The organism is Streptomyces araujoniae (genome assembly GCF_050871195.1).
Lineage (GTDB): Bacteria > Actinomycetota > Actinomycetes > Streptomycetales > Streptomycetaceae > Streptomyces > Streptomyces bacillaris.
Genome location: NZ_CP194070.1, coordinates 5092421 through 5119060, shown reverse-complemented (window position 1 = coordinate 5119060; position 26640 = coordinate 5092421). Strand labels below are relative to the sequence as shown.

Here is a 26640-nt window from a genome sequence, read left to right as displayed (position 1 = left end):
GCCCACCCGGATCGACAAGTGCGACGGCGTAGTGATCATCGACCCAGCCCACCCCACGGACGCTGGCACCGCCGGGGCGCTCAGCTCCGACTCTCGCGAGGGCGTACAGCGTGGGTGCTTGTCCAGGGTGCGATGAGTGCGGCGGTCAGGGAGATGGTGGTCAGGAGGAGGAAGAGCGGTTCGTAGCCGCCGAGGGGTACGGCCAGGGCTGCGCCGGCGAAGGGTGCGAGGGCTGTTGCTGTGTGGGCGGGTGCAGTGAGGAGTCCGGAGAGGCGGCCGTAGTGGGTGGTGCCCCAGCGGTCGGTGATGGCGGTGGCCTGGAGGAGGGTGAGGTTGCCGCGGACCATGCCGGCTGTGATGGATACGGCGATGATCAGGGCGTAGGGGCCGGGAATGGCGGCGAAGGCTGCGGTGGTGATCGCGCCCAGCGCGATGAGGGTCGTGGTGCGGGCTGTGGGTGTGGTGCGGCGGGCGAGGGTGGCGTAGAGGGTGCGGCCGAGGGTCTGTCCGGCTCCGCCGATGCCGAGGGCCCAGGCAGCCTGGGTGGTGGTGTAGCCGCGTTCCAGGAGGAGGGGGACCAGGGCGACGAGGACGGCGTACATCGCGAAGCCGGACAGGGTGAAGGCGGTGGCGAGGAGCAGGAAGGGCCGGCTGCGCGCGACGTCGCGCACGTTGGCGGGTCCCGTTCCTGGGGCGGATCCGGTGGCGGGGGTGGTGGGGGCGTCGGGCCAGGGTGCGCGCAGGGCCAGAGCGTGGGTGGGGATAGTGAGGGCGAGGATGCCTGCGAGGGCCAGGTAGGTGTGGCGCCAGGTCAGGTGCTCGGCCAGGGCTGCGGTCAGGGGTGCGAAGACGGTGGAGGCGAGACCGCCGGCGAGGGTGACGATAGTGAGGGCGCGGATGTGGTCGGGTGCCCACCAGCGGGTGAGGGCGGCGAACGCGGGCTGGTAGAAGGTGGCCGCCATCGCGAGTCCGGCGAGCGCCCAGCCAGCGGTGAACAGGGGCAGGCTGGGGGCCGTGGCGACGATCAGGAGGCTCACGACGCCGAGGACGGATCCGGCGGTCATGACGGCGCGGGGGCCGCGTCGGTCGAGGATCCGGCCGACGCGTATCCCGGCGAGGGCAGAGACGACGAGACCGAGTGAGAACACCGCGGTGGTCGCGCCTGGGGGCCAGCCGGTCGCGGTGGTGATCTGCGGGTTCAGGACGGGGAAGGCGTAGTAGACGATGCCCCAGCTGATGATCTGCGTGGCACACAGGGCGGGGAGCACGGCGCGGGGTCGTGACCGGATTCCGAGTCCGGTCACGACCCCGCGCCCAGGGGTGGCGAGGCCGGTCACGTGCCGCAGCAGCCACCGGCCGTGGCGGCGACCGGTGCGTCGCCGAGCTGCACCAGCGCGGGTTGCGGCGTGGCGCAGGAGCCTGCGGCCTCGCTCGGGGCTGCAGCCGGGTCGTCGAAGAGCCCGGCGCCGCCGCAGACTCCGGTTTCGGGCAGGGTGAGTTCGACACGGTCGGCTGCTTCGAGGTCGCCGGCGAGGGCGGCGGCCACGGAGCGGACCTGTTCGTAGCCGGTCATGGCGAGGAACGTCGGCGCGCGGCCGTAGGACTTCATGCCGACCAGGTACACACCGGTCTCCGGGTGGGAGAGTTCGCGGTGGCCGTGAGGGTAGACGGTGCCGCAGGAGTGCTGGTTGGGGTCGATCAGCGGTGCCAGCTCGGTCGGGGCCTGCAGGCGTTCGTCCAGGCCGAGGCGGAGCTCGTCGAGGAAGCCGAGGTCGGGGCGGAAGCCGGTCAGCACGATGACCTCGTCGACCGGGTCCAGGCGGCGCCCGTCCTCTCCGACCAGGACCAGGCGTCCGTCGAGGGCGCGGTCGATCGCTTCGGTTCGGAAGCCGGTGACCGCGTCGGCGTGTCCCTCGTCGACGGCGGCCTTCGCCGCCAGGCCCAGAGCGCCGCGTGCCGGGAGCTGGTCGGCGCTGCCGCCGCCGAAGGTCGAGCCGGAGATGCCCCGGCGCAGCACCCATACTCCCTTCGTGCCGGTGCCGTCGTCGGACTTGGCGAGGCCGGCGAGGTAGGCGAGGGCGGTGAACGCGGAGGCGCCGGAGCCGATGACAGCGGTGCGACGGCCTGCGTACCGGGCGCGGACTGCTGGGTCCTTGAAGTCGGGGACGCGGTAGGTGATCCGGTCGGCGGCGGCCTTCTCTCCGAGGGCGGGCAGGCCGGAGGCGCCGGCCGGGCCGGGGCTGGTCCAGGTGCCGGAGGCGTCGATGACGGCACGGGCGAAGACCCGTTCCTCGCGGCCGTCGGCATGGGTGATGTGCGCGACGAACGGCTGCTGGTCGCGGTCCGCGTCCACGATCCGGTCGCGACCGGTACGGGAGATGCCGGTGACCCGGGTCCCGAAGCGGACGCGGTCGCCGAGCACGCCGGCGAGCGGCTGGAGGTACTGCTCGGCCCAGTCCCCGCCCGATGGGTAGGTGCCGGGGTCGGGGTGCGTCCACCCGGTCGGGGCCAGCAGCTTCTCCGCGGCGGGGTCGACGACCTCACCCCAGGTGGAGAAGAGCCGCACGTGCGCCCATCCTCGTACGGCGTGGGCGGCGGCGGGCCCGGCCTCCAGGACAAGCGGAACGAGCCCGCGCTGGGTGAGGTGGGCGGCAGCGGCGAGGCCGGCCGGGCCCGCTCCGATCACGACGACCGGCAGATCCGCAGGGGCAGTGTTCATGGCGGTGAAGTCCTCCCGAGGTGACAGAGCCGACTGCTGATTCGATCAATGTCTATATTTGGAGCTTGCCACTTACTTTTGCGACTGTCAAAGTAGACAAATGTCGAAGTATCCTGAGGAACAGTCGCCCCTGACCGCGGTCGTGCCGTGCTGCCCGCCCATCACCGGCGGAGAACTGTCGGCACACGAAGCGGAACGGATGGCCGCGACGTTCGAAGTCCTCGCCAACCCGGTGCGCCTGCGGCTGCTTGCCAAGGTCGCCTCGCACCCGGCCGGTGAAGCATGCGTGTGCGACATCCAGGACGTCGGTGTCACCGGGGCGACCGTCTCCTACCACCTGAAGAAACTCCGGGACGCCGGACTCCTCGTCTCCGAACGCCGGGGGACGTGGGTCTTCTACCGGGTCAACCCCTCTTTCGGCGCCGCCGGACCGGCCGCCTGCGCCCCCCGGGCAGCCACCAGCAGCACCTGAACCGCAGCCGCACCGGCCGATGTCAGCAAGCGGCACCGGGTGGGCAGCAGACCGCCAGGTACGTCTGGAGCGCTGAATGCCGCCGCCCGGCCGTCGTCTCTCCGTCCGCCCGGTAGAACACCTCCCTGCCCTCCTTGCGGGAGACGACCAGGCCCCCGCGGCGCAGCAGGCCCAGGTGCTCGGAAACGGTCGACGATTTCAGCCCGCACCGCTCCGCGACCTCACCGACCGCCAGCTCGACACCACCAGCGAACTGCACCATCACCCGCTGGCAGGTCTCGCTCGCGAGCGCCTTGAGGAAGTCGGCTGATCGAGCCGGGGCGCCTCACCACTGCCCTTCGCCACTGCTTCACTCGCATCCAATATTTCGCCACTTCCCGAAATAACGACTCATCGCAGAAGGTCTCATGTTCTGGCCCTTGCGAGGAGAAGTGGCAGAAGCGGCTCACCGACGCCGACCGGCCGGGCCGCATCCCCGCCGTTCCGCCTTCAGCTGGACCTGACCGCCCAGGCCCCGGACGTGCCCGGCCCTCGCAGCCCGCAGAGCGAGGCGGTGCCGGCCGGAGGAGACGCCGCGGAGCAAATCTAAAGGCGGGCGGCAGGAGCGTTCTGCTCCAGGCGGGCGCCCAGCGTGTCGGCGAACTCCTCGGCACGTTCCAGCTGGATGCGCAGCTTCTCCACTTGCTCGGCGGCGGCCTGCCGGTAGGTCCGCACGCGCTCCAGCAGCGCCTCGCGCTCGCCGTCGTCGAGAGCGTCGTCGCCGTCGAGGCGGTCGGTGGCGTTCAGGAGGTCGCGCATCTGGTCCAGGGTGAAGCCGAGCGGCTTCATGCGGCGGATGACCATGAGCCGGGCGACGTCGGTCTCGGTGTAGAGGCGGAAGCCGCCCTGGGAGCGGGCGGAGGGGGTGACCAGGCCGGTCTCCTCGTAGTGACGGATGGTGCGCAGGGACAGCTCCGTCCGTGCGGCGACTTCGCCGATCTGCATGTGCTGGTCGTCCACAACCTGTGTCCCTGGCCCTTCCCGTCGTGGCGGGCCGCGTCCCGTGCGACCCCACCGCCCTCTACTCTAACGTTAGGGTAGAGTAGATGATGGCGAGGGCGGCCAGGCTGCCCCGCTTCTGCCGTTCCGGGGCCGATGGTGGCCCCGGCGAAGATCCGATTCTTGCAGGAGAGAGCGTGCGCGAGCCCATCACGCCGACTGCCGCCGCCTGCCCGCCGTGATCGTTCGCCCTCGGACGTGACCCACCCGGCCGGGCACCGCCCAGGCCCCGGCTCGCGTCCTCCACGACTTCCCGGCCCCTTCTCGGGCCGCCCGCGGGATGCCGGCCGGTCTCCCGCGCCCCTTCCCGCACACCCCGGCCCATCCGGCCGTGTGTCCGAGCACGACAGGTACGCATCTCCTTGTCTTCTGCTGCTGTGACTCCCGCCGCGCGGCTGCGCAGCCTCAAGCCCGACTGGCTGCACAGCCCCAAGGTCTGGCGCACCGAGGTTCTGGCCGGCCTGGTCGTCGCCCTGGCCCTGGTCCCCGAGGCGATCTCGTTCTCGATCATCGCCGGGGTCGATCCGGCGGTCGGCCTGTTCGCCTCTTTCACCATGGCCGTGGTCATCTCGATCGTCGGCGGCCGCCGCGCGATGATCTCCGCCGCCACCGGAGCCGTCGCCCTGGTCATCGCCCCGCTCAACCGTGAGCATGGTCTGGGCTACCTGATCGCCGCCGTCATCCTGGCCGGTGTCATCCAGGTTGCCCTGGGCGCGCTCGGGGTGGCGAAGCTGATGCGGTTCGTGCCGCGCTCGGTGATGGTCGGCTTCGTCAACGCCCTCGCCATCCTGATCTTCATGGCCCAGGTGCCCGAGATGCACGACGTGCCCTGGGCGGTGTACCCACTGATCATCGGCGGGCTCGCGCTCATGGCGTTCTTCCCGAAGGTCACCAAGGTGATCCCGGCCCCGCTGGTGGCGATCGTCATCCTGACCGTCATCACGGTTGCGGCCGGCCTCGCGGTGCCCACCGTCGGTGACAAGGGCGAACTGCCCTCCTCGCTGCCGGTGCCGGGCCTGCCCGACGTGCCCTTCACCATGGACACCCTGACCACGATCACCCCGTACGCCTTCGCGATGGCATTGGTCGGCCTGATGGAGTCGCTGATGACAGCGAAGCTGGTCGACGACATCACCGACAGCCACTCCTCCAAGACCCGCGAGTCCATCGGCCAGGGCATCGCCAACATCGTCACCGGCTTCTTCGGCGGCATGGGCGGCTGCGCCATGATCGGCCAGACAATGATCAACGTGAAGGTCTCCGGCGCCCGCACCCGTCTCTCCACGTTCCTGGCGGGCGCGTTCCTGATGGTGCTGTGCATCGTGTTCGGCCCGGTCGTCTCCGACATCCCCATGGCCGCCCTCGTCGCGGTGATGGTGATGGTGTCGTTCGCGACATTCGACTGGCACTCCATCGCGCCCAACACCCTCAAGCGGATGCCGGCCGGTGAGATCGCCGTCATGGCCATCACGGTGATCGTGGTGGTCGCCACCGACAACCTCGCCATCGGCGTCGTCGTCGGCTCCGTCACCGCGATGGTCATCTTCGCCAAGCGGGTCGCCCACCTCGCCCGCGTACGCAGCATCCTCGACCCGGACGGCACCAGGGTCGTCTACCGGGTCACCGGCGAGCTGTTCTTCGCCTCCTCCAACGACCTCGTCGGCCAGTTCGACTACGCCGGCGACCCCGACAAGATCGTCATCGACCTCTCCGAGGCCCACGTCTGGGACGCCTCCTCCGTCGCCGCCCTGGACGCGATCGAGACCAAGTACGCCCAGCGCGGCAAGACCGTGGACATCACCGGGCTGAACGACCTGAGCGCCGACCTCCACGGCAAGCTCACCGGCGAACTCACCGGCAGCCACTGACCCCCGGCGCCACACACCAACAGCACCGGACCCCGGCCCCACCGGCCGGGGTCTACTCGCCTCTCCCCAGCCCCCTCCTCAGGCGAAGGGCCCCGGTAGGTGCCGAGCCCACAGGTGTCACTCTGGTCCTGCACCGTGCGCATGTAGGCTGCCGACCATGGGCCGGTGCACCGCGTCCACCTCGTCGCTCACCACGTAGACCGCGCTGGTGCCTGCCCGGATCCGCGCGTGCACGCTGTCCGTGTGCCGCGTCGAGCCGAACACCAGCGCACACCGCCAGGCCAGCTCAGCTCCGCGTTCCCGATTCCGCCGTGCTCACCCGGCGCAGGCAACCACCTGCTCGAACCCCAGCACGTCCACTAGGAAGCACAGCGCCGCCTTCGTGTCGTCGTAGTGCAGGAACGGCCAGACCGAGGACGGGGAGGCATCAGGCGATGTACCGATCATCGTAGGCAGTCAGGCCTCGCACCCGAAGAGCCCACGGCACCGGCGCGATGTCCGGACCCTCACCAACGATCCTTTGCACAAGTCTCGCTGGGCAGGGCCGTGGCCATGGGGGGCCACCAGCGGCTCATATATCGTCTGCCGATATCGGATTCCGTAAGATGTACGACCTCGTGCCGCTGAGGAGATGCCCATGAGCAAGCCATCGACCGTCGGCAGCGTCCCGGAGGAGTTGCGGCGGACGTTCGGCGTACCCGACGCCGTCATGATCGGGCTGGGGTCGATGATCGGAGCCGGCATCTTCGCCGCGCTCGCCCCGGCCGCGCGCGCCGCTGGCTCCGGACTGCTGATCAGCCTGGCCCTGACGGCCGTAGTCGCGTACTGCAACGCCACCTCCTCCGCGCGGCTCGCGGCCCGGTACCCGGCGTCGGGCGGCACGTACGTCTATGGCCGTGAGCGCCTGGGCGAGTTCTGGGGCTACCTGGCGGGCTGGGCGTTCGTGGTCGGCAAGACGGCCTCCTGTGCGGCGATGGCGCTCACCGTCGGCTCGTACGTGTGGCCGGGCCAGGAGCACGCGGTCGCGGTCGCCGCTGTGGTGGCGCTGACCGCGGTGAACTACGCGGGGGTGCAGAAGTCCGCGCTGCTGACCCGGGTCATCGTGGCCGTGGTCTTGGCGGTCCTCGCCTCCGTGGTGGTCGCCGCACTCACCTCAGGTGCGACAGACGCAGCACGGCTGGACGTCGGCTCGGATGCCACGGTGGGCGGTGTGCTCCAGGCGGCGGGGCTGCTGTTCTTCGCCTTCGCCGGGTACGCGCGCATCGCCACGCTGGGCGAGGAGGTCCGTGATCCGGCCCGCACGATCCCGCGGGCGATCCCGATCGCGCTGGGCATCACCCTCGTCGTGTACGCCCTTGTCGCGGTCTCCGTCCTGATGGTGCTGGGCCCGGACGGGCTGGCCGGGGCAGTGGCGCCGCTGTCGGACGCCGCGCGGGCCGCGGGCGCCGACTGGCTCGTCCCCATCGTCCGCGTCGGTGCGGCCGTGGCCGCGCTGGGCTCCCTGCTCGCGCTGGTCCTCGGGGTCTCCCGCACCACCCTGGCCATGGCCCGTGACCGGCACCTGCCCCACGTCCTGGCTGCCGTCCATCCCAAGTTCCAGGTTCCGCACCGCGCCGAACTCCTCGTCGGGGCCGTCGTGGCTGTGGCCGCGGCGACTGGGGACCTGCGCGGGGCGATCGGGTTCTCCTCCTTCGGCGTTCTGGTCTACTACGGCGTCGCCAACGCCTCCGCCTGGACCCTCACCCCCTACGAGGGCCGACCCCATCGCCTGGTCCCCGCCGTCGGGCTGGCTGGCTGCCTCGTCCTGGCCTTCGCCCTGCCCGTCTCCTCGGTCATCTCCGGGGCTGCGGTGATCGCGCTGGGCGCCGCCTTCTACGCCATACGCCGCGCTCTCACCTCGAGGAGCTGACCCTTCCCGGCCCGGTCGTTCCCCGACCGCGGGAACGACCGGGCTGTCTGCTGTCCCCGGCCCCGAGCGAGGCGAGTTGCGAATGCCGATTCTCGCCGGTCTGCTGACCCGGCTCGCCGCCGTGCCGATGATCGTAAACATGCTCGGCGCACTGCTGATCACAAGCTGCCGACCCTGTGGGGCAACGCCCCTCGTTCACCAGGAAGTCCGGCTGGCGGGATCTGGCCCGCGAATCACGCACCGACCTCGCGCAGCTGTGCGGCAGCCTCTTCCTGCTCATCGCCGGCGCCGACGCCCTCGACGCCCGCCTCGCCCATGCCAACTCCGTCACCCCGGCCAAGGCGACGGTACGCGACTGATCAGGGCGCGTCGTCGCCCAGGATCTCGCGGGCCAGCTCTGCCAGAGCCCTGCGGTCCTCCGCTAGGGCCTGCTTCCCGGCCTCGGTCGCCGTGTAGACGCGGCGCGTTCGACCGTCGACCACCTTCTGCTCCGAGCTCAGCAGCCCGTCGGCCTCCAGGCGGTGCAGCGTCGGATACAGCGTGCCGGGGCTGATCTGGTAGCCGTGGGAAGCCAGCTCCTCGGTCATCCACGCGCCGTGGACCTCTTCCTCGGCCGCGTGATGCAGGATGTGCAGCCGCACCGCGCCCCGTTGGAACTCCCGCAACTTGGCCCACCTCCGGCAGTGACGAAACCGATATCGGCTCCCGATCCTAGCTGTCTGAGGACCACAACATGTCCGTGAACCGCTGGTGCCAGCACCGCGAAGCGGCTCAGCGCGGCGATACCGTGCGGGACGCGGAGGTTCGTGGGCGGCCCGGGGATGATGCCTCGCAGCTCAGTGCCGCGGCCATGCACCGGTGGGTGTGGGGCGGGGCCAGCCGGAGCACGAGGCCCTGGAAGAGCTCGCGTCCTTCAGCCTCCTGACGCGCTGGGTGGACAGCGCAGCCCTCGACGCACACTGGTCCCGGCCCGGAAGCTGTCAGCGCAGCAGGGCGGCGATCTCGCGGACGGCATCGCGGGCGGGGCGGCCGACGCCGATCAGGGTGGCCGAGGCGGGCCCGGTCCAGTCACCGTAGCCCAGGAGATGCAGCCGAGGTTCGTCGACGGCCCGGGTGCCGTGGGTGGGAATGTGGCCGTGTTCGCCACGCAGTCCCAGCGGGGCGAGGTGGGACAGCGCGGGGCGGAAGCCGGTGCACCAGATGACTGCTACGGCTTCCGCTCTGGTTCCGTCCGCCCACTGCGCACCGTTCTCGGTGAGGCGGGCGAACATCGACTGGGCATTGAGGAGGCCGGCATCCCGTGCGGCGCGGACCGGTGCGACGGCGACGATGTCGCCGAGGGAGGCGACGCCTCCCGTGTCGGTGCTCCCGGCGTCCAGCGCTCTGCGGCGGGCGGTGGCGGCGTCGAAGAGGGCACGGCCGTCGATGTCGTCGGGCAGGAAACGTGTGGGCCGTTGGGTGACCCAGGTCAGGTCGGTATGCGGTGCAAGGTCGGCGGCGATCTGAGCTCCGGAGTTGCCTCCTCCGACCACGATGACCCGCCGTCCCGCGAACTCGTCCGGGTTGCGGTAGTTCACGGTGTGAAGCTGACGGCCGGTGAACGTCTCCCGGCCGGGTACGGCGGGAAGGAAGGGCCGCCACCAGGTTCCGGTGGCCGAGACCACAGCGCGGGCGGACCAGACGCCTGCGTCCGTCTCCACCCGCAGCAGATCGCCGTCAGGGCGTACGGCCTCGGCGCGGACCGGCCGCACGACGGGCAGCGTGTAGCGCTCCTCGTACGCGGCCAGGTACTTGACGACGTGGTGTGCGTCCGGGTACTCCGCCCCGTCCTGGGCGGGCATGAGCCAGCCCGGCAGGGAGGAGTACGCGGCGGGCGAGAACAGGCGGAGCGAGTCCCACGTGTGCTGCCACGCGCCGCCCGGTGCGGGCTGGGCGTCGAGGATGACGAAGTCGAGGTTCTGGCGGCGCAGGTGGTAGCCGGTGGCGAGGCCCGCCTGGCCGCCACCGATCACCACCACGTCCACGGCGCGGGTCACCAGGGCACCCCTGGAGCAGCATCGGACGTCCCGGCTACCGCCCAGCTTCTGCGCGGCACAGCTTGCACCGTCGGCCGGGCGGTAGAGGGGGCCGGGGCGCGGACGGCGGGAGGCGGGTGTGGGCCGGGGCGGTGCATCAGTGCTGCGTGGTGATCGCGGACGGGGCGAACTTCTTGCGCCAGGCCAGGGCCACGTAGACCAGGGCGATCAGGACCGGGACCTCGATGAGCGGGCCGACGACGCCGGAGAGGGCCTGGCCGGAGGTGACACCGAAGGTGGCGATAGCAACAGCAATAGCGAGTTCGAAGTTGTTCCCGGCTGCCGTGAAGGCGAGCGTGGTGGTGCGGTCGTAGGCCAGGCCGATGGCCTTACCGATCAGGAAGCTGCCGAAGAACATGATCGCGAAGTATACGAGCAGCGGCAGAGCGATGCGGGCGACGTCCAGCGGCTGCGAGGTGATGGTCTTCCCCTGGAGGGCGAAGAGGATGACGATGGTGAAGAGCAGGCCGTACAGGGCCCAGGGGCCGATCTTCGGCAGGAACTTCGCCTCGTAGAACTCACGGCCCATCCTCTTCTCGCCCAGGCGCCGGGTGAGGAAGCCGGCGAGCAGGGGCACGCCGAGGAAGATGACGACGTTCAGCGCGATCTCCCACATGGAGATGTCGAGCGCCTCGCCGTCACCGAGTCCGAGCCAGCCGGGCAGCAGGTCGAGGTAGAGCCAGCCGAGCAGGCCGAACGCAATGACCTGGAAGACGGAGTTCAGTGCGACCAGGACGGCGGCGGCCTCCCGGTCGCCGCAGGCGAGGTCGTTCCAGATGATGACCATGGCGATGCAGCGGGCCAGGCCGACGATGATCAGGCCGGTACGGTACTCGGGCAGGTCCGGCAGGAAGATCCACGCCAGAGCGAACATGACGGCCGGACCGATGATCCAGTTGATGACCAGCGAGGAGACCATCAGCTTGCGGTCGCCGGTGACGGCGTCGAGCTTGTCGTAGCGGACCTTGGCCAGGACCGGGTACATCATGATCAGCAGACCGACGGCGATCGGCAGCGAGATACCGCCGACCTCCACCTTGGCCAGTGCGTCGTTGAGGCCCGGGATCAGCCGGCCGAGGCCGAGGCCGAGAGCCATGGCGAGGAGGATCCAGACGGCGAGGAAGCGGTCGAGGGTGGACAGCTTCTTCACGACTGAGGGTTCCCCGGTCATCGCGGGTGCTTGCGTGGAGGTCACGGACAGGCCCTCTTGTTCTCGGCAGTGGTACGGGCGGACTCGGCCAGGTCGGCGAACTGGCCGGCGAGCTGGGCGATGACGTCCGGGCGGAGCCTGTAGTACGTGAAGCGCCCGCACGGTTCGGTCTCCACGACCCCGGCCTCGCGCAGGACCCTCAGGTGGTTGGAGAGATTGGTCTGCCGTGCACCGGTCTCCTCGACGAGATGGGTGGTGCACAGGGTCTCGCGGGCGAGCAGGGTCACGATCCGGAGGCGGAGCGGATCACCCAGCACCCGCATCAGTTCAGCGTCGACTGACGTCATCATGGACTGATACTCTCACATCAGTAAATGCTGATGCCACTGGGTGCTGATGTCCCAGGCACCCGCATCCACGTACAACGAGAGAGACCCTCTGATGTCCGACAAGCCCTCCGTGCTGTTCGTCTGTGTCCACAACGCCGGCCGCTCCCAGATGGCCGCCGCCTGGCTGGCCCACCTGGCTGGAGACCGCATCGAGGTCCGCTCCGCCGGCTCCAACCCCAGCGACACCATCAACCCCGCCGCCGTTGAGGCGATGGCCGAGGCCGGAATCGACATCTCCGCCGAAACTCCGAAGATCCTCACCGTCGACGCCGTGAAGGAGTCCGACGTCTGCATCACCATGGGCTGCGGCGACACCTGCCCCGTCTTCCCCGGTAAGCGCTACCTCGACTGGCAGCTCGACGACCCCTCCGGCCAGGACGTGGCCGCGGTGCGCAGGATCCGGGACGACATCAAGTTCCTTGTCGAGGGCCTGATCAAGGAAATCCTCCCGGAGACCTCCAAGTGAGCACCACGACGGACATCCGCAACGTCATCGTCATAGGCTCCGGCCCCGTCGGCTACACCGCTGCCCTCTACACCGCCCGCGCCGACCTCAAACCGCTGGTCTTCGAAGGCTCCGTCACCGCCGGCGGCGCCCTCATGAACACCACCGAGGTCGAGAACTTCCCCGGGTTCCCCGCAGGCATCGTCGGCCCGGACCTCATGGACAACATGCGCGCCCAGGCCCAGCTCTTCGGCGCCGAACTGATCGCGGACGATATCGTCGCCGTCGACTTCACGGGGGAGATCAAGACGGTCACCGACGGCAGCGGCGGGGTTCACCGGGCCCGCGCCGTGATCGTGACCACCGGGTCGCAGCACCGCAAGCTGAACTTGGAGCGCGAGGACGAACTGTCGGGCCGCGGCGTCTCCTACTGCGCGACCTGCGACGGGGTCTTCTTCCGTGACCGCGACATCGCGGTCGTCGGCGGCGGCGACACCGCCATGGAGGAGGCCACCTTCCTCACCCGGTTCGCCCGCTCCGTCACCGTCGTCCACCGCCGTAGCGCGCTGCGCGCCTCCCAGGTCATGCAGAGTCGCGCGTTCGCCGACGACAAGATCGCCTTCGCCTTCGACAGCGAGATCGCGGAGATCAAGGAGGAGGGCGGTGCACTGTCCGGTCTCGTCTTGCGCGACACGCTCAGCGGCCGGACGCGTGACCTCGATGCCACCGGTCTGTTCGTCGCGATCGGCCACGACCCGCGCACGGAGCTCTTCACAAGTCAGCTGGACCTGGACGGCGAGGGCTACCTGAAAGTCGAGTACCCCTCGACCCGTACGAATATCGCCGGTGTCTTCGGTGCGGGAGACGTCGTCGACCACACCTACCGACAGGCGATCACCGCTGCCGGTTCGGGATGCGCCGCGGCCCTGGACGCCGAGCGATACCTCGCAGCTCTCACCGACACAAAGACGGCCGCAGAGCCCTACAAGACACCGGCAGCTGCCTGAGCGCCACGGCGAAACGAGTTCTGTCGGCCGCCCGCACCAGCGGGGAAGCCTTTCGGGAGAAGTTGCGAGAGGCCCCGTGCCGCGCCGTAATCGGGGAGCAGTGCCCCGTCGCGACGCGCGCATGTCACGCGCGGGCCATCCGTCCGGTCGTGTGCCGTCAGCTGGTGGTCTCCGTTGCGTCGCCTCCATGACGTTACCCCGGCAACCATCTATCTAGCTGGCTGGCCGCCTGGAAGAGAAGCGCCGGTACATCGATGTAGCCCACTGCAAGGCGCTGCGGCAGTGGCAGCCGCCACCTTGCGCCTTTCCGCCTGCGACGGAGCGCAGCTGCCTCGCCCCCTCACGGCCGAGTCACATCACCTGTGCCGAGAAGGGCGAGGTGGTCGGCTCGGGCTTTACGGCCCAGCAGAACGCGATGAAGCACTGGCTCCGGGACCGGAGCGCTTGCCCCGGGGTGCAGCTCCGCAACAACCCCATCGGTTCCGGCGGCGGAGTGGCCCAGGTCCTGCGCGGAGCCATGCACTTCGATGGCAGCGACAACCTGCTGTGGCAGAACGACGTCGAGTTCTCCCGCAGCGCGTGCGCCGGGAGCAGGGCGATCGACGTGCCGATGGCCGTGGGGCTCGTCGCCCTCGGCTACAACGTCGAGGGCGTGGACAGCCTCGTCCTCGACGCATCGACGCTCACGCGGATCTTCGACTCGCGGATCACGATGTGGAACGACCCGGAGATCTGGTGCCTCAACCCCGGTGCGCTGCTGGCCGAGATCAAAGATCAGTGCCGTGCACCGCTCCGACAATTCGGGTACCACGCAGAACTCGAACGCCTACCTGGCGGATGCCGCACCGGAGCAGTGGCCGTACGAGAGAGCAAAGGCGTGACAGGCCAGGGGGCGGTCATGCGGCACCCGGTTCAGACGAGGTCGTGTCCACCGGGAGCAGCCAGAACGGTTCGATCGGTACTTCGAGCCGTCCTTCGCCAAAAGCGGGGGGCATATCCAACGCATCGCGGTCCCCAGTACGGCAGTCGCGCCAGGGCAAGCGGCGGCTGAAGCACCGACCGGCAGCGTGCCCATCGCGGCGAGGATCGACGGCTCGCCACCTCACCGCGCCAGCGACCACCGCGGCAGCCCTCGCGCCCTTCACCAGCGGCACCCTGACCGGGCACCTCGGCGGATAAGGACAACAGCTCTTCCCTCTGCTCGCCACCATTTCCGTGGCTGCCGGAGGCCAGCGCTCAGTCATCTCGCCACGCAGCTAACGAGCTCGTGCACGGTAGGCGGTGAGACGTCGAGGCTGTCGGCGGGGCTCGGTGTTCACCTCTGCCGTGTCGACGTCAGGTCGGCGGTCTGCTGATGGGACAGCAGGCCGGCGACGGCTTGGACGGTGTCGCTCATGTGCTCGCGGCGGCCGAGGTGGCGGGCCAGGGCACGCCAGTTCTTCAGATGGGCGATGCCGTGCTCGACCCGGATACGGCGTGAGGAGTGTGCCTTGCGCTGGCGTTCGTACATCTCCTCGTACCAGTCCGGGGCGTTCTTCTTGTACTTGCGGTGCGGTGGTGTCACCACCCGGCCGCCGGTCTGTGCGCCCAGGCCCTGGTAGCCGGCATCGGCGAGGATCTCGACCCGGGGGCCCGTCGGCCAGGAGCCTGACCAGCCCCAATTGGCGGGCTTGGGTGATGTCCGCGCAGCTTGCGGGGCGTGCTGGGCTGCACCACAGCGCGCGGCCTTCGGCGTCCGTGACCACCATGGACTTGACGGCGTCTTGTTTGTTCTTGCCGGAGATGAACTTGTCGCGGTCCTTGCGTCCGGCGGCGGGCCGCCGGACCCGGATCTCTGTGCCGTCGATAATGCCGGTCGTTCCGCTCGCGCCGAGGTGGTCGACGACGTCGGCCAGAGTTCGCAGCCGCACGTCGGGGCTGACGGTGCAGCCTCGCTCGGCGAGCAGGGGCCGCACCTCGCCGACGGCCCGGGTGATGGTGGAGCGATCCACGCCGAACCAGCAGGCCAGCACGTCGTGGGTGCCCCCGTGACGAAGATGGACGAGCGTGGCCAGCAGCCGATCGACAAACACCAGCCGGTGCTTTGCGCCGGCGCCCACGGCCCGCTTCCGTGGCCGGGAGGTGAGCTGGGCCTGGTGACGCTCCTGTCACAACGGGCCTATCTCCTCGACGAGTTCAGCAATCACTCCCACAGCCAGGCCCGTGATCCGCCGATTACTGATGATCACCGCACGCGTTGAATTCCCCACCACAAGACCATGATCGAGGACCAGGAGCTCGACGTCTCACCGCCTACCGTGCACGAGCTCGTTAGTTGGCGAACACGCCCCGCCCGAACGGCTCGCGCAGATCGCGTCCAACGCTCGGCCCGACGGACACCGAAGTCGGAAGGGCAGTCATCCTGCGAATTGCCACCGCATGAGACCGGCACCCCCGGATAGTGGAGATGTCCGCAGACTCATGGATAAAGCGCTAGTCACTGTCACCAGTGGCAGCTGGCGTACCCGACGCTGAGCAGCACGGGCACATCCCGCTTCCTGGCCTCCTCGAACGCCTCGGGCGACCAGGGCCACCAGTCGACGGGGTTGTCGGCGTGCTGGAGGAGGTACGGGGAGGTGGTCTGCACAAGTCGGTTGGCCATACCCCAATCCTCGCGCACCGGCCCCCGCGACGGGGCTGCGCCACGGGGTGGGGTGGCAGGGGCAGGTGGGACCAGTAGACGAGCCAGGGCGAGAGCCGCCTCCCGGCGAAGATCGTGAAGACCGCCCTCATCGGCCGCAGCGGCCGCATCACGGGCGACGCGGCCATCACGAGGCGGCCATCACGACGCGCTCATCACCAGGCGGCCATCACGACGCCGTCATCGCGCCCCAGCTCGGCCGCATCAAGGCCCGCTTCCTCGCCGACGCCCTGGGGCGGGCCGGAGCAGAGGCCGAGCGGATCACCCCACGATCAGGGCAGCCACCGCGGATCCCGCGGCCACCGCGAGCATCCCGTCCGCGACGATGTCGGCCACCAGGAAGCGGCGCACGGGGCCGTCCGCGCCCGGCAGCTTGCGGCCCCTGTTCCGGTGCTTCTTCAGTTCCGCCGTCACCTTCTCCGTCGTTCCGAAGAAGCGGTCGAGCAGCGATCCGGCGAAGCCGACCACCAGGTAGCCCTCGCCCTCGGTGTCAGCGGCGGACTCCTTGGGCAGCACGATCAGGCTGCCGGAGCGGCTGGCCCCGATGCGCTGCACGGACGCGTAGGGGACCTCGTAGGCGAAGAACGGGTTGACGACGGTGAGCGAGGTCGGGCCGGCGTGGACGCGGGAGCGGGTGATCCGGTAGCAGAGGGAGCCCAGGGTGAGCAGCAGTGCGGCCGCCACCAGACCGTCCTGCCTTCCGTTCAGTCCGTCGGCCAGCCCCAGGCCGGCCCCGCCGGCGAAGAGGGCCAGGACGCCCAGGGACAGCACCCGGAAGGAGCGGCGGCGCAGCACGCGTCCTCCCGTGACTCGGCCGTATCGCATGGGGGTTTCCGCCCTTTCGGAGTTCGAGGAGCCGTGGTTCGGGGAGTCGGGGTTCAGGGGAGTTCGGGGAATTCGGGGCGTCGGGAAAGAGGCCGCCGGGGGCCCGAAGGCCCCCGGCGGCGTCTCACATCCCCTGCCGGGTCAGCAGGAGCCGACCAGCAGGCCGGGACTCATGCTTCCGGCTCCGCAGAATCCGAAGGCGAAGTTGGCGTTGCCGACCATGTTGCCTCGGGTCACGCTCCAGTTCATCGGACCCGGTTGCCGGATGGCCCCACTGGTCGTGGTGGCCGGTTTGGTGACGACCGAGGTCCGGGAGAGCGCGCTGCCCCACATGGCCTCCTTGGCGGTGGCACCGCCCCAGCGAGCGTACTTGAACGCGGCGGCGGTCCCGAAGGCCCCCCAGGCCAGGTTCTTGCCGTAGGAGGCGTGGTCCCACTTGCCCGTGGTGACGCGGTCACCGACGTAGACCGAGGTGGCCACCGCCGCGCCCGCGATCCCGCACACCCCCGCCGACGCGACGACACACGTGACGAAGCCGGCCGCCGGGAGCACCCGGTTCTTCCAGCCGTCCCAGGTGGTGAAGGTGTCCTTCGCCCCGTCCTTGAACTTCTGCCAGCCGGAACGGGTGTCCTTCTGGGAGGTGTTCTTCTTCGTCTCGTTGTCCCGGGCCCGCTGTTCGTCCGCCCGGCGCTGCTGCTCCCGGGCCGCCGCGTCCGCGCGGGCCTGGGCCTGGGCGCGGGCGGTGCTGGAGACGAACGGGCCGTGGACCCGTGGGGTGGTGGCCGTCGGGACGAAGGGCCCGTGCATCCTGCCGGTGTTCGTGGCGCGGACGGGCACCGTGCGGCGCAGGGTGCTGATGATCCGCAGCACCGCCTTCACGACCTTCATGATCATGAGGATGAAGCTGCCGAAGAACTTGCCGTCCGGGTCGGTGTAGACCAGCGGGTTGTTGTTCCCGTAGGTGTAGCCGTGCATCTGCTGCGGATCGGCGGTGTCCATGATCGGGTCCACCGAGATGAAGCGGCCCAGCTTCGGGTCGTACTCGCGCGCCCCGAGGTGGGTGAGGCCGGTGGGGTCCGAGGTGCCGCCCACGAAGCCCTGGCCGCCCGGCCAGGTGGAGGGCTGGGCCACGCGGGTGCCGCCGAAGATGTGGGTCTTGCGGCGGGTGAGGGCCTGGCCCGCGCCCATGAGGACCGCCACGGTCGCGGTGCCGTGGTGGTCGGACAGCATGATGCTGGTGCGGCCGGACACCTTGGTGGCGACGGTCTTGCCGTCCTGGGTGTAGTGACGGGTGGCGGTCTTGGTGCCGTTCGCCTCCAGCTTGAGTTCGTTGCCCGCCGGGAGGAGGAGCGTGGTCCCGGTGGCGTCCTTCGCCAGCAGGCGGTCGCCGTCGGCGTCGTAGACGTACTCCGTGGTCTTTCCGCCCTCGGTCACCTTCGACAGGTGTCCTTCGGCGTCCCAGTCCAGGCTCTGGGCGATCGCCCCGACGGTACGGGCGGTGGTGTTGCCCACCTTGTCGAAGACGTACGTGTCCTTGGTGGCGGCGGACCCTTCGGTCTGCGTGGTCACCGAGGTCAGGGCGCGCTTGTTGGCACCGTTCTCGCCGTAGCCGTAGGTGCGGGTGACGTCCTTGGTGGCCAGCGGGTCGCCGGCGACCTTGTGCTGGATCTCCTTCTGCCGGTTGCCGATGGCGTCGTAGGTGAACTGGTGCCAGTACGCGTCCGGTCCGCCGACCTGGGGTGCCTGGCCGCCGGCGCTGCCGTCGGCGTCGGGCTTGGCGGCGCACGCGTCCGTGGCGGTCCAGGCGTTGGTGATGCGGCGCAGGGCGTCGACGGTGAAGCACTGGGTGTCGACCGTGCGCGCCTGGTCCTGGCCGGACGCGGTGACCAGGCGGGTGATGTTGCCCGCGATGTCGTAGGTGTAGACCGTGTCGTCGATGCGGGACGGGCCGGTCTCCCGGTCGGTGACGGTCCGCTTCAGGTTGCCGGTGTGCTCGTCGTACTCCCTGGTCTCCCACACATGCTGTCCGGCCTGGCCGAACTCGGTGCGCAGCGGGCGCTTGAAGGCGTCGTAGGTGACGTCGTTGACCAGGGTCCCGGCCAGGTTGGTGGTGGCGACGACCTGGTCGTAGGGCAGCGAGGTGGAGTAGCGGTGGCTGACGCGTTCGGCCGCCTGGCCGCCGATGGCCGGGTGCCGGGTCCACTCCAGCTGTCCGGTGCGGTCCCCGTAGCCGTAGGTCCACTGGTACGTCCCCGCCAGCGCGCCTTCACGGGCCGGGACGGTGACCTTGGTGGCGGTGGGCTGGTAGCGGTCGTTGAGGCCGGTGGTCTCGACGGCGTACTCCTGGCCGCCGAGGTGGCGCACCGACTTGGTGAGCTGGCCCTTGGCGACGGTGTCGTAGACCCAGCTGGTGAGCGGGGTGCCGCCCTGGGTGACGGCGGTCTTGCGGCCGATCCCGTCGTAGGTGGTGGCGACGGTGACCCCGTTGGCGTCGGTGGTCGTGACCGGGCGGTCGGCGTTGTCGTACGTGGTGGTGGTCGGGCCCTTGTCCGGGTCCTCGGTGCGGACGGCGCGGCCGCGGTGGTCGTAGGTGTACGTCCACTTGGCGCCGGTCGGGTCGGTGGCGGTCTCCTTCAGTCCGGCGGGGGTGTAGGTGTACTTCGTCGACTGCGAGGTGGTGCGGGCGTCGTCGGTGTACTGGATCAGCTCGACCGTCCGGCCCTCGACGTCGGTGACCGTGGTGGTGGCCGTCTCGCCCTTGGGCGGGACGACCGTGGTGCGGTCGCCGTCGTACTGGGTGGAGGTGCGGCGCTGTTCGACGCCGTACTTCTCCGCGATCTGGAGCGTGGGGCGGCCCGCGCCGTCGTACTGGGTGCGGACCAGGTCCGCCACCTTGGTGTCGTCGCCGGTCACCAGGGTCGCGGAGGCGTCGCCGGTGGCGTAGTAGCCGTTGTACGTCTTCCACTCCAGGCCGCGGGAGTCGTACTTCTTCTCGCCGATGATCCGGCCGATGCCGTTGCCCGAGGGGGCCTGGGTCTCGCGTTCGCGGAGCAGACCGTCGTAGAAGGTGTACTCGGTGCGGTAGTCGCCGGTGTGCCGCAGGGTCTTCGTCGTCACCACGGTGGGCTGGGTGCGCGAGACGCTGTAGGTGTACTCCTGGCTGGGCTCCTGCGGGTGGTCGGCCTTGGGCCGGCCGACGTGCCAGGCCTTGACGACCCGGCCGAGGCCGTCGCGGACCGCGTCGGTCCGCTTGCCGTTGGCGTCGACCTTGGCCAGTTCCTCGCCGCGGCCGGGCTCGGTCTCGACGGTCATCGCGTGGCCGAGGGCGTTGGTGGTGACCGTCTTCGTCGTGGCGTACCGGGTGGCCGGGGTGAAGGCCGTGAGGGTCTTCTCGCCCCCCGCGTCGGTGGTCTCGACGGTCCGGCCGTGCTGGTCGGTCCTGTTGGTCTCGACGGTGACGAAGCCGGTGCCGGCCGCGTTCTGCTCGTCCACCCGGGTCACATCGCCCTTGGTGGGGGCGGCGCCGAGGGTGGTGGAGCCGTCGAAGTAGGTGCGCTTCTCGGAGATCAGGTCCCGGGGCAGGGTGAGTGCGGCGCCGCAGGCCTTCGCGGTCTTCTTCACGGAGGCGGCGGTGCCCACGAGGTTCGTCCCGGTGTTGCGGGCGTACGTCGTGGTGGTGCAGGACTCGTCACCGCTGCGGGCGGTGTCGCCGTGGTCGGTCTCGGTGGCGACCATGCCGTACGCGTCGTAGGTGCGCTCGACCTTGGTGCGGCGCCAGCCGGCGTCGACCTGGGTGCGGACGACCTCGGCCTGTTCGCCGGAGGACCGCTGGGCGGTGAGGGCGGGCAGTCCGGGGCGGGCCCGGCTCGCGGTCGTGGCGGACTTCCACGGGGTGAGGACGCTGGCCTCGATGAGGGTGCCGCCCTCGAAGGTGGCCTCCTCCCGGGTCATGCCGGCGAACGCGGGGTGGTCGGTGGCCCCCACTCCTTCGGAGTCGGGGACCTCGGCACCGGCGACGCCCCGGAAGTAGCGGTTCTCGGTGCGCAGCCTGGCGCCGTCGTCACCGCTGCCGACCGTGGTGCGGACCTGGCCGTAGCCGCGGAAGCCGGAGTACGTGCGGTGCTCGGGCTTGGCGAACTCGTCCTCGCTCTTCGCCCAGGCGGCGCCGCCGAGGTAGGTGTAGTCGATCTGCTTGGGCGGGGCGCCGCCGACCTTGTCCTCCTCCCGCACCTGGGTGACGACATAGGTGTGGAACCAGTCCTTGACCGGCTTGTACTCGGCGGCCGGGGAGTCCGGGGAGGACCAGAAGACGGGGTAGCAGCGCTTGGTGTTGGACGCTTCCGCCGGGAGGCTGCCCGGGGTGCACTCGGGGGCCGAGTACGTCACGGCGACGGTGCCGCCGGACTCGGTGTTGACGGCGCTGACGCGGTAGCGGATCAGCGGCGGGATGCCGTCGCCGGTGGTGTCCACGCGGTTCTTGAGCTGGGTGCCCAGGAAGGTGACCGCGGGCAGGGAGGCCGCGGTGCCGGTGTGGCCGGTACGGGTCACGGAGGCGAGCCAGAGCGCGGGGCTGGAGCCGTCGCCCGTGGAGGGGAACTGGTGTGTCAGCTTCCAGGAGTCGGCCTTCTGGTAGGCCGTGCCGGAGCGGACCTCGGTGGTGATGTCGGTGATGCGCTTGCGGGACCAGAAGGAGGGGCTGTACCGGTTCTTGCACTCGGTGCCGGGAGCGCAGTACTGGTCGAACGGCACGTCCGGCCAGTGCTTGGCGTTCTCCTTGGTGAACTTGGCCTCGGCGCAGTCGAAGGACGAGTTCGGCAGGCAGCGTTCGGCGGCGGTGAAGGTCACCTTGGCGGCCGGGGTGCCGGTGTAGAGGTCGGCGCTGCCCAGGCCGTACTCGATGCGCTGGAGGTGGCCGCCGCGGGTGTACGGGGTGGCGGTGGAGGCGCCGGTGGACGTGTTGACGTTCCGCCCGTAGTGGTTGGTCTCCTTGCCCCAGTAGTACGCCATGGCGTCACCGTGCGGGGTGACGACGTAGTCGAGGTTCCAGCGCCAGCCCTGCTGGCACCAGGAGTCGGCGAAGGCGCTCTTGTGGCACGGTTCGCCGCTCTGGTTGCCGTGGACGGGGACGGTCCAGGTGGAGTCCGTGGTGGGCTTGCCGGAGGTCCAGCCCGGGAGGCGGTGGTAGCCGAAGTGGTACTGGACGCCGTTGACGTCGGTCACCCGCCAGTACTCGCCGTCGTTGTCGCCGTTGGCGCGGGCGGTGTCGGTCAGCCGCTCGATCCTGGTGCCGTCGTCGTCGGCGAGCTTCCAGACGCCGGTCTTGTCGTCCTTGACCAGTTCGCCGCTCTTGCCGCCCAGGGAGAGGACGGCGTTGTCGGTGGCCCAGCACAGGTCGCCGTTGCGCGCCTTGTTGTTGCCGTCGGTCATGTCGGCGTTGCAGGGCTTGTAGCGGCGCTCGATGAAGCCGGGCTCCATGCCCCAGCCGTCACCGATGTTGTTGGCCTGGTTGTTGGTGGCGGCCGTGCGGCCGTCGAGGGACGAGGAGTTGTAGCTGAGGGACAGCTTGGGGCCGAGGTCGCCGGGGACCGGCGGGGTCTGGAGCTCGTAGGACCAGGCGAAGGCACCGGCGGCCCCGCCGGCCTCCCAGCTGGCGGAGGGCGCGAGCGGGGTCGCGGTGAAGTCCCCCTCGGGGCCGGACGGCTTGGAGGTGACGGCGAGCAGGGTGGCGGAGGGGGCGGCGGCGGCCGTGACGGCGGTCCCGGCCGCGACGGGGATCCTGGCCGCGGAGAGCGTCCGCGGGCCGTCCTCCTCGCGGGCGGCGGGGGCGCTGCCGCGCAGGTCGGCCCGGGCGGTGACCGTACCCTCTTCGGGGTTGTTGCGGACCCCGTCCAGCGGGCGGGGCCGGCACGCGGCCTCGTCCGGGGTGGTCAGGGCGCAGGCGGGCAGTTCGGCGAGGGTGAGCCGGGAGGCCCAGCCACCGCCGTAGGCGTCCTGGAAGGCGGAGTAGTCGACCTTCACGTCGGCGGCTCCCCGGCCGCCCTCGATGGCGAGCACCACACCGTCGACGCCGACCGCCTCGGCCGCCTTGCGGCCCAGCGCCTCGACGACGATGTTCCCGCCGGGGGACGTCCCGCCGGAGGCGGCGGGTGCGACCTCGACGGGCAGGCCGCCGGGCTTCAGCCGCTTGCGTTCGCCGGGCCGGGGATGCGTCGCCTCGGCGGTGCCGGGCGAGGGCCAGGTGACGTCCGGGGCGGGGCGGTCGCGCAGGGGGGTGTCCCCCGCCCGGCTCTCCACCTCCGTGACGGGTACGGGCCGGATCTTCTGGAGCGACGGCAGCGCGAGCCGCGTCACCGCCAGCGCCTCGGCGGACAGGAGCCCGGCCAGGAGCGCCGCGGAGGTCACCACCGTCACGCCCCGGGCCACACCGCGGCGTCCGGACCGGTGTGCGGATCCGGCTCCCCGCCCGTGCGCGGCAGGTCTGGTATCTGTTCCGATTTCCGCCGGCGCGACGAATGCGTCGGCGCGTGCGCCTCGGATTTTCCGGAAGCCCACATTCCCCCCTATCGATATGAAGTTCCTTGAACAGCGTCGCATTATGCAGCCTTTATGTGGCATCGCGACAACCCACCTCGACCGGGTCCCGATTAATCCGTTTCACCCCGGAAAGATGATCACGATCCGGCCACAGATCCCCTGGTCAGGGCAACCTTTCGGCCAGATCACCCCTGCCGGTCAGCCCCTTTGCCCTCGTGCTATACCTGCACATTGCCTCATCGACGATCACGTGAAATCAGGGGGAGCACGTCTTGCCGCATTCTCGACCGCACACCAGACGAGGGAATTTCGCCCGTATTCCGGTGGCTCTCGCACTGGTCGCCGGAATCACCGCGCCCGCGTTCGCCGCCCTCCCGGCCTCGGCAGCGCCGGGCGCCCCGGCGGCCACCTCCACCGCCGCCCCGGCGGCCACCCCCGCCTCCCCGGAGAGCCGGCACACCGCGGCCGAGGCCCGGGCCTCGCAGCAGGCCGCCGCCTCCGGCACCCGCGCCGAGGTCGTCTCGTACCGCTCCGAGTACGACACCGTCTTCGCCAACCCGGACGGCACCTTCACCATGGAGAGCGCCGCCGTCCCCGTACGCGTACGGCAGTCGGGCAGGCTCGTGCCCGTGGACGAGCGGCTGGAGCGCACCGCGTCCGGCACGGTCGAGCCCCGGGCGACCACCGTGGGGCTGGCGTTCTCCGGCGGCGGGGACACCCCGCTGGTGACCATCACGCGCAACGGCCGGTCGATGACCGTGGACTGGCCGGGCGCGCTGCCCCGGCCCGAGCTGGACGGCGACACCGCGACCTACGCCGAGGTGCTGCCCGGCGTGGACCTCCGGCTGAAGGCCTCGGTCGGCGGCTTCCAGCAGCTGCTGGTGGTGAAGTCGGCGGAGGCCGCGCGGAACCCGGCACTCGAGAAGGTCACGTTCGGCCTCTCCGCCTCCGGTGTCTCCGTCTCCGCCGACGAGGGCGGCAACCTCAGGGCGATCGACCCGGCCGGCCAGGAGGTCTTCACCGCGCCCACCCCCACGATGTGGGACTCCTCCGGCATCCCCACCGGCCAGCCGCCCGCCGCCCAGCCCCGCGCGCTGCGCTCCGCGCAGGCCCCCAGCTCGGGTGCCGCCCTGGCCGGGGAGCTGGGCGACCTGCCGGCCACCCCCGCCGAGGACGTCTTCGAGCCCCGCGAGGGCGCATCCGAGAAGCCGATGCCGATCTCCGTCGGCGACGGCTCCCTCTCGCTCACCCCGGACGCCCGGCTGATGGCCGCCGAGGGCACGGTCTACCCCGTCTACATCGACCCGACCGTCAGCGGCGCCCGCCTCAACTGGACCTCGGTCGCCAAGAGTTACCCGACAACCTCCTACTGGAACCACTCCTCCAAGGTGGCCCGGGTCGGCTACGAGTCCGACACCGGCGGCACCTGGCGGTCCATGTTCACCATGGACAGCAAGAAGCTGCACGGCAAGCAGATCATCGACTCGACGTTCCGCATCAGGAACACCCACTCCTGGTCCTGCACCAACAAGGTCGTGGAGCTGTGGCGGGTCGGCGCGATCTCCTCCGCCACCACCTGGAGCAAGCAGCCCAGCTGGGTCTCCAAGGCCGCCTCGGTCAACGACTCCAAGGGCTGGGGCTCCGGCTGCCCGGCCGGCAACCTGGAGTTCAAGATCAAGGCGCTGGCCGAGCAGGCCGCCAAGGACAAGTGGGCCAACGTCGTCCTCGGGCTGCGCGCCTCCGAGTCGGACACTCTCGCGTGGAAGAAGTTCGACGCCTCCACCGCCGTCTTCTCCACCGACTACAACACCGTCCCGAGCACCCCGGGCAGCCTGGCCACCAGCCCGGCCACCGAGTGCGCCAAGGAGCCCAGCACCACCATCGGCAACACCGACATCCAGCTGAGCGCCAAGGTCACCGACGGCGACGGCGGTTCGGTCACCGCCCGCTTCAAGGTGTGGCAGACCGGCACCAGCACCGTCCTGTTCGAGAAGACCCAGGCCGTGACCTCCGGCAACGTCGCCCGGCTGACCGTCCCCAAGAGCACCCTGGTCAACGGCCGCCAGCACTCCTGGCAGGTGCGGGCCGAGGACGGCAGGACCACCTCGGCGTGGACCTCCGTCTGCCGCTTCGTGGTCGACCAGAGCGTCCTGAGCACGCCCCCGGACATCGTCTCGCCGCAGTTCCCCGACGGCTCGGACGGCAAGCCCGAGGTGACCGGCACGGCCCGCACCGAAGGCTCGTTCACCCTCTCGCGCGGCAAGGCCTCCGGCGTCGCCTCGTACGAGTACTGGACGGAGTGGGCCCCCACCGTCAAGACCGCGAAGCCCGCGGCGGTGGACGGCAGCGTCACCGTCAGGCTCACCCCGCCGTCGGCCGGTCCGGCACGCGTGTTCGCCCGCTCACTGAGCCCCGGCGGCAACCGCAGCGCCATCCAGGCCTACCTGTTCTACGTCAACTCCCCGGAGCTGAAGGACAAGCCCGGCGACCTCAACGGCGACGGCAGCGCCGACATGTACGCGCTGGAGACCGGCGGCACCCTGCGCATGTACGCGGGCAACGGCACCGGCACCGTCAGCACGTTCCGCAGGGCGAGCGGCACCTCCCTGGCCGGGGCCTCCATCACCCACCGGGGCGACTGGACCGGCGACGGCTACGAGGACCTGGTCGCCGCCGTCGGCGCCAAGGGCAGCCGGCAGATCCAGATCTTCCCGAACAACGGGTACGGCTACGCCTGCACCTCCTACGGCGAGGAGGTCGAGGACGCCGTCTGCGACGACGAGCGCCGCGTCCTGGGCGTCTACGACGAGGCCAACGACCACTTCAGCAACGCCGACCAGATCCTCGCCATCGGTGACGTCGACGGCGCCACCGACCTGGACGGCAACGGCGTCATCGACGAGTGGGACCTCCAGTCCCACCCGGACCTGCTGGTCAAGGAGGGCAACCTGCTGTGGCTGTACTTCGGCCACCCGTCGGGCTACCTGGACGAGTACGCGGAGCCGGTCCTCGTGGGCGCCAGCGGCTGGGGCAACTACGACCTGCTCGCCCCCGGCGACCGCACCGGTGACGGCCGGGTCGACCTGCTGGCACGCAACCGCACCACCGGCGAGCTGCGCCTGTACGCGGGCACCGACGCGGCCGGCGGCGGCCTCGGCCACGGTCCCTCGTCCACGGTCGTCGGCACCGGCTGGACCCCGGCACACCGCCCGCTGATCACGGCGGCCCCCGACGCGAACGGCGACGGGAAGACCGACATCTGGTCCACGGGCGGCGACGCGAAGCTGTACTTCTACAGCAACGTCCAGGGCACCGGTACGGAGGTGGGCACGGGCGGCTGGGCCGTCTTCAGCGCCCTCAGCTGAGCCGCGAACGGCAGCACCGCGAAGGCGGGGTCATGGCTGTGGCAGCCACGACCCCGCCTTCGCGCATCCCCTCCGCACGCCCTCCTCGCACGCCCTCCTCGCACGTCAGCACCGCCCGGCGACGGGCCGTACGTCGCCCCGTCCGCACACCCCGTCGCGCCCGC

General features: G+C 70.5%; 19 protein-coding genes and 3 pseudogenes. 8 read left to right on the top strand and 14 right to left on the bottom strand.

Going from position 1 to position 26640, the window contains the following annotated elements; genetic code table 11:
* Positions 1–80: 80 nt before the first annotated feature.
* Positions 81–1337: an MFS transporter gene (locus tag ACQ9ZG_RS22175; protein ID WP_109914115.1), complete on the bottom strand. Its 1257-nt coding sequence runs from the start codon at positions 1335–1337 to the stop codon at positions 81–83.
* Positions 1334–2719 carry an NAD(P)-binding domain-containing protein gene (locus tag ACQ9ZG_RS22170; protein WP_109914114.1) on the bottom strand — a complete coding sequence of 462 codons (1386 nt, stop codon included), beginning with the start codon at positions 2717–2719 and terminating at the stop codon, positions 1334–1336. Before ACQ9ZG_RS22170 ends, ACQ9ZG_RS22175 begins: the two co-directional genes overlap by 4 nt.
* Positions 2720–2819: 100 nt before the next feature.
* On the opposite strand from ACQ9ZG_RS22170, the gene ACQ9ZG_RS22165 reads away from it, so the two are divergent.
* Positions 2820–3191 carry an ArsR/SmtB family transcription factor gene (locus ACQ9ZG_RS22165; RefSeq protein ID WP_109914113.1) on the top strand — a complete coding sequence of 124 codons (372 nt, stop codon included), beginning with the start codon at positions 2820–2822 and terminating at the stop codon, positions 3189–3191.
* Between the two features lie 22 nt (positions 3192–3213).
* On the opposite strand, the pseudogene ACQ9ZG_RS22160 reads toward ACQ9ZG_RS22165, so the two are convergent.
* Together ACQ9ZG_RS22160 and ACQ9ZG_RS22155 are read right to left on the bottom strand one after the other, a co-directional pair.
* A pseudogene (locus ACQ9ZG_RS22160) lies at positions 3214–3486 on the bottom strand (ArsR/SmtB family transcription factor); the annotation flags it as partial.
* A 290-nt stretch (positions 3487–3776) separates the two neighbouring features.
* A complete protein-coding gene (locus tag ACQ9ZG_RS22155; RefSeq protein ID WP_499281145.1) occupies positions 3777–4190 on the bottom strand; it encodes a MerR family transcriptional regulator in 414 nt (137 codons plus the stop codon).
* A gap of 401 nt (positions 4191–4591) precedes the next feature.
* Here ACQ9ZG_RS22155 and ACQ9ZG_RS22150 point away from each other — a divergent pair, with 401 nt between their 5' ends.
* Positions 4592–6097, top strand: coding sequence for a SulP family inorganic anion transporter (locus ACQ9ZG_RS22150; RefSeq protein WP_499281143.1), 1506 nt, complete (start codon positions 4592–4594; stop codon positions 6095–6097).
* Positions 6098–6412: 315 nt separating this feature from the next.
* Here the strand turns inward: ACQ9ZG_RS22150 and ACQ9ZG_RS22145 are convergent, their stop codons facing one another.
* A complete protein-coding gene (locus ACQ9ZG_RS22145) occupies positions 6413–6544 on the bottom strand; it encodes a VOC family protein (protein ID WP_258312170.1) in 132 nt (43 codons plus the stop codon).
* A 190-nt stretch (positions 6545–6734) separates the two neighbouring features.
* On the opposite strand from ACQ9ZG_RS22145, the gene ACQ9ZG_RS22140 reads away from it, so the two are divergent.
* Positions 6735–8006: an APC family permease gene (locus ACQ9ZG_RS22140; protein WP_109915527.1), complete on the top strand. Its 1272-nt coding sequence runs from the start codon at positions 6735–6737 to the stop codon at positions 8004–8006.
* Positions 8007–8182: 176 nt separating this feature from the next.
* Positions 8183–8365 (top strand): hypothetical protein, encoded by a 183-nt coding sequence (locus tag ACQ9ZG_RS22135; RefSeq protein WP_219995611.1) that lies wholly within the window; start codon positions 8183–8185, stop codon positions 8363–8365.
* Here ACQ9ZG_RS22135 and ACQ9ZG_RS22130 read toward each other — a convergent pair whose 3' ends face one another.
* From ACQ9ZG_RS22130 to ACQ9ZG_RS22115, 4 genes are all read right to left on the bottom strand, one after another.
* Complete coding sequence (locus tag ACQ9ZG_RS22130; protein ID WP_109915528.1) at positions 8366–8671, bottom strand: Rv3488 family transcriptional regulator; 306 nt, start codon at positions 8669–8671, stop codon at positions 8366–8368.
* A 315-nt stretch (positions 8672–8986) separates the two neighbouring features.
* Positions 8987–10042, bottom strand: coding sequence for an ArsO family NAD(P)H-dependent flavin-containing monooxygenase (locus tag ACQ9ZG_RS22125; protein WP_109915529.1), 1056 nt, complete (start codon positions 10040–10042; stop codon positions 8987–8989).
* 136 nt (positions 10043–10178) lie between these two features.
* A complete protein-coding gene (gene arsB / locus ACQ9ZG_RS22120) occupies positions 10179–11276 on the bottom strand; it encodes an ACR3 family arsenite efflux transporter (protein WP_109915530.1) in 1098 nt (365 codons plus the stop codon).
* Entirely contained in the window at positions 11273–11581 is a 309-nt protein-coding gene (locus ACQ9ZG_RS22115; RefSeq protein ID WP_109915531.1) for an ArsR/SmtB family transcription factor, read from the bottom strand. The genes arsB and ACQ9ZG_RS22115 overlap by 4 nt, the downstream gene beginning before the upstream one ends.
* Before the next feature lie 91 nt (positions 11582–11672).
* Here ACQ9ZG_RS22115 and ACQ9ZG_RS22110 point away from each other — a divergent pair, with 91 nt between their 5' ends.
* The 3 genes from ACQ9ZG_RS22110 (at position 11673) to ACQ9ZG_RS22100 (ending at position 14123) form a co-directional block, all read left to right on the top strand.
* A complete protein-coding gene (locus ACQ9ZG_RS22110; RefSeq protein WP_084992597.1) occupies positions 11673–12086 on the top strand; it encodes an arsenate reductase ArsC in 414 nt (137 codons plus the stop codon).
* On the top strand, positions 12083–13072 hold the full coding sequence (trxB, locus tag ACQ9ZG_RS22105; RefSeq protein WP_109915532.1) for a thioredoxin-disulfide reductase: 990 nt from the start codon (positions 12083–12085) through the stop codon (positions 13070–13072). Before ACQ9ZG_RS22110 ends, trxB begins: the two co-directional genes overlap by 4 nt.
* Before the next feature lie 379 nt (positions 13073–13451).
* A complete protein-coding gene (locus ACQ9ZG_RS22100; RefSeq protein ID WP_229866236.1) occupies positions 13452–14123 on the top strand; it encodes a substrate-binding domain-containing protein in 672 nt (223 codons plus the stop codon).
* Between the two features lie 264 nt (positions 14124–14387).
* Here ACQ9ZG_RS22100 and ACQ9ZG_RS22095 read toward each other — a convergent pair whose 3' ends face one another.
* From ACQ9ZG_RS22095 to ACQ9ZG_RS22075, 5 genes and pseudogenes are all read right to left on the bottom strand, one after another.
* A complete protein-coding gene (locus ACQ9ZG_RS22095) occupies positions 14388–14636 on the bottom strand; it encodes a transposase family protein (protein ID WP_255238721.1) in 249 nt (82 codons plus the stop codon).
* Positions 14637–14769: 133 nt separating this feature from the next.
* A pseudogene (locus ACQ9ZG_RS22090) lies at positions 14770–15144 on the bottom strand (helix-turn-helix domain-containing protein); the annotation flags it as partial.
* 413 nt (positions 15145–15557) lie between these two features.
* Positions 15558–15713: pseudogene (locus ACQ9ZG_RS22085) on the bottom strand (DUF255 domain-containing protein); the annotation flags it as partial.
* A 300-nt stretch (positions 15714–16013) separates the two neighbouring features.
* Positions 16014–16577 (bottom strand): hypothetical protein, encoded by a 564-nt coding sequence (locus tag ACQ9ZG_RS22080; protein ID WP_146225708.1) that lies wholly within the window; start codon positions 16575–16577, stop codon positions 16014–16016.
* A 141-nt stretch (positions 16578–16718) separates the two neighbouring features.
* On the bottom strand, positions 16719–22988 hold the full coding sequence (locus tag ACQ9ZG_RS22075) for an RHS repeat domain-containing protein (protein ID WP_499281142.1): 6270 nt from the start codon (positions 22986–22988) through the stop codon (positions 16719–16721).
* A gap of 446 nt (positions 22989–23434) precedes the next feature.
* Here ACQ9ZG_RS22075 and ACQ9ZG_RS22070 point away from each other — a divergent pair, with 446 nt between their 5' ends.
* Positions 23435–26476, top strand: coding sequence for an FG-GAP-like repeat-containing protein (locus ACQ9ZG_RS22070; RefSeq protein WP_499281140.1), 3042 nt, complete (start codon positions 23435–23437; stop codon positions 26474–26476).
* Positions 26477–26640 lie beyond the last annotated feature (164 nt).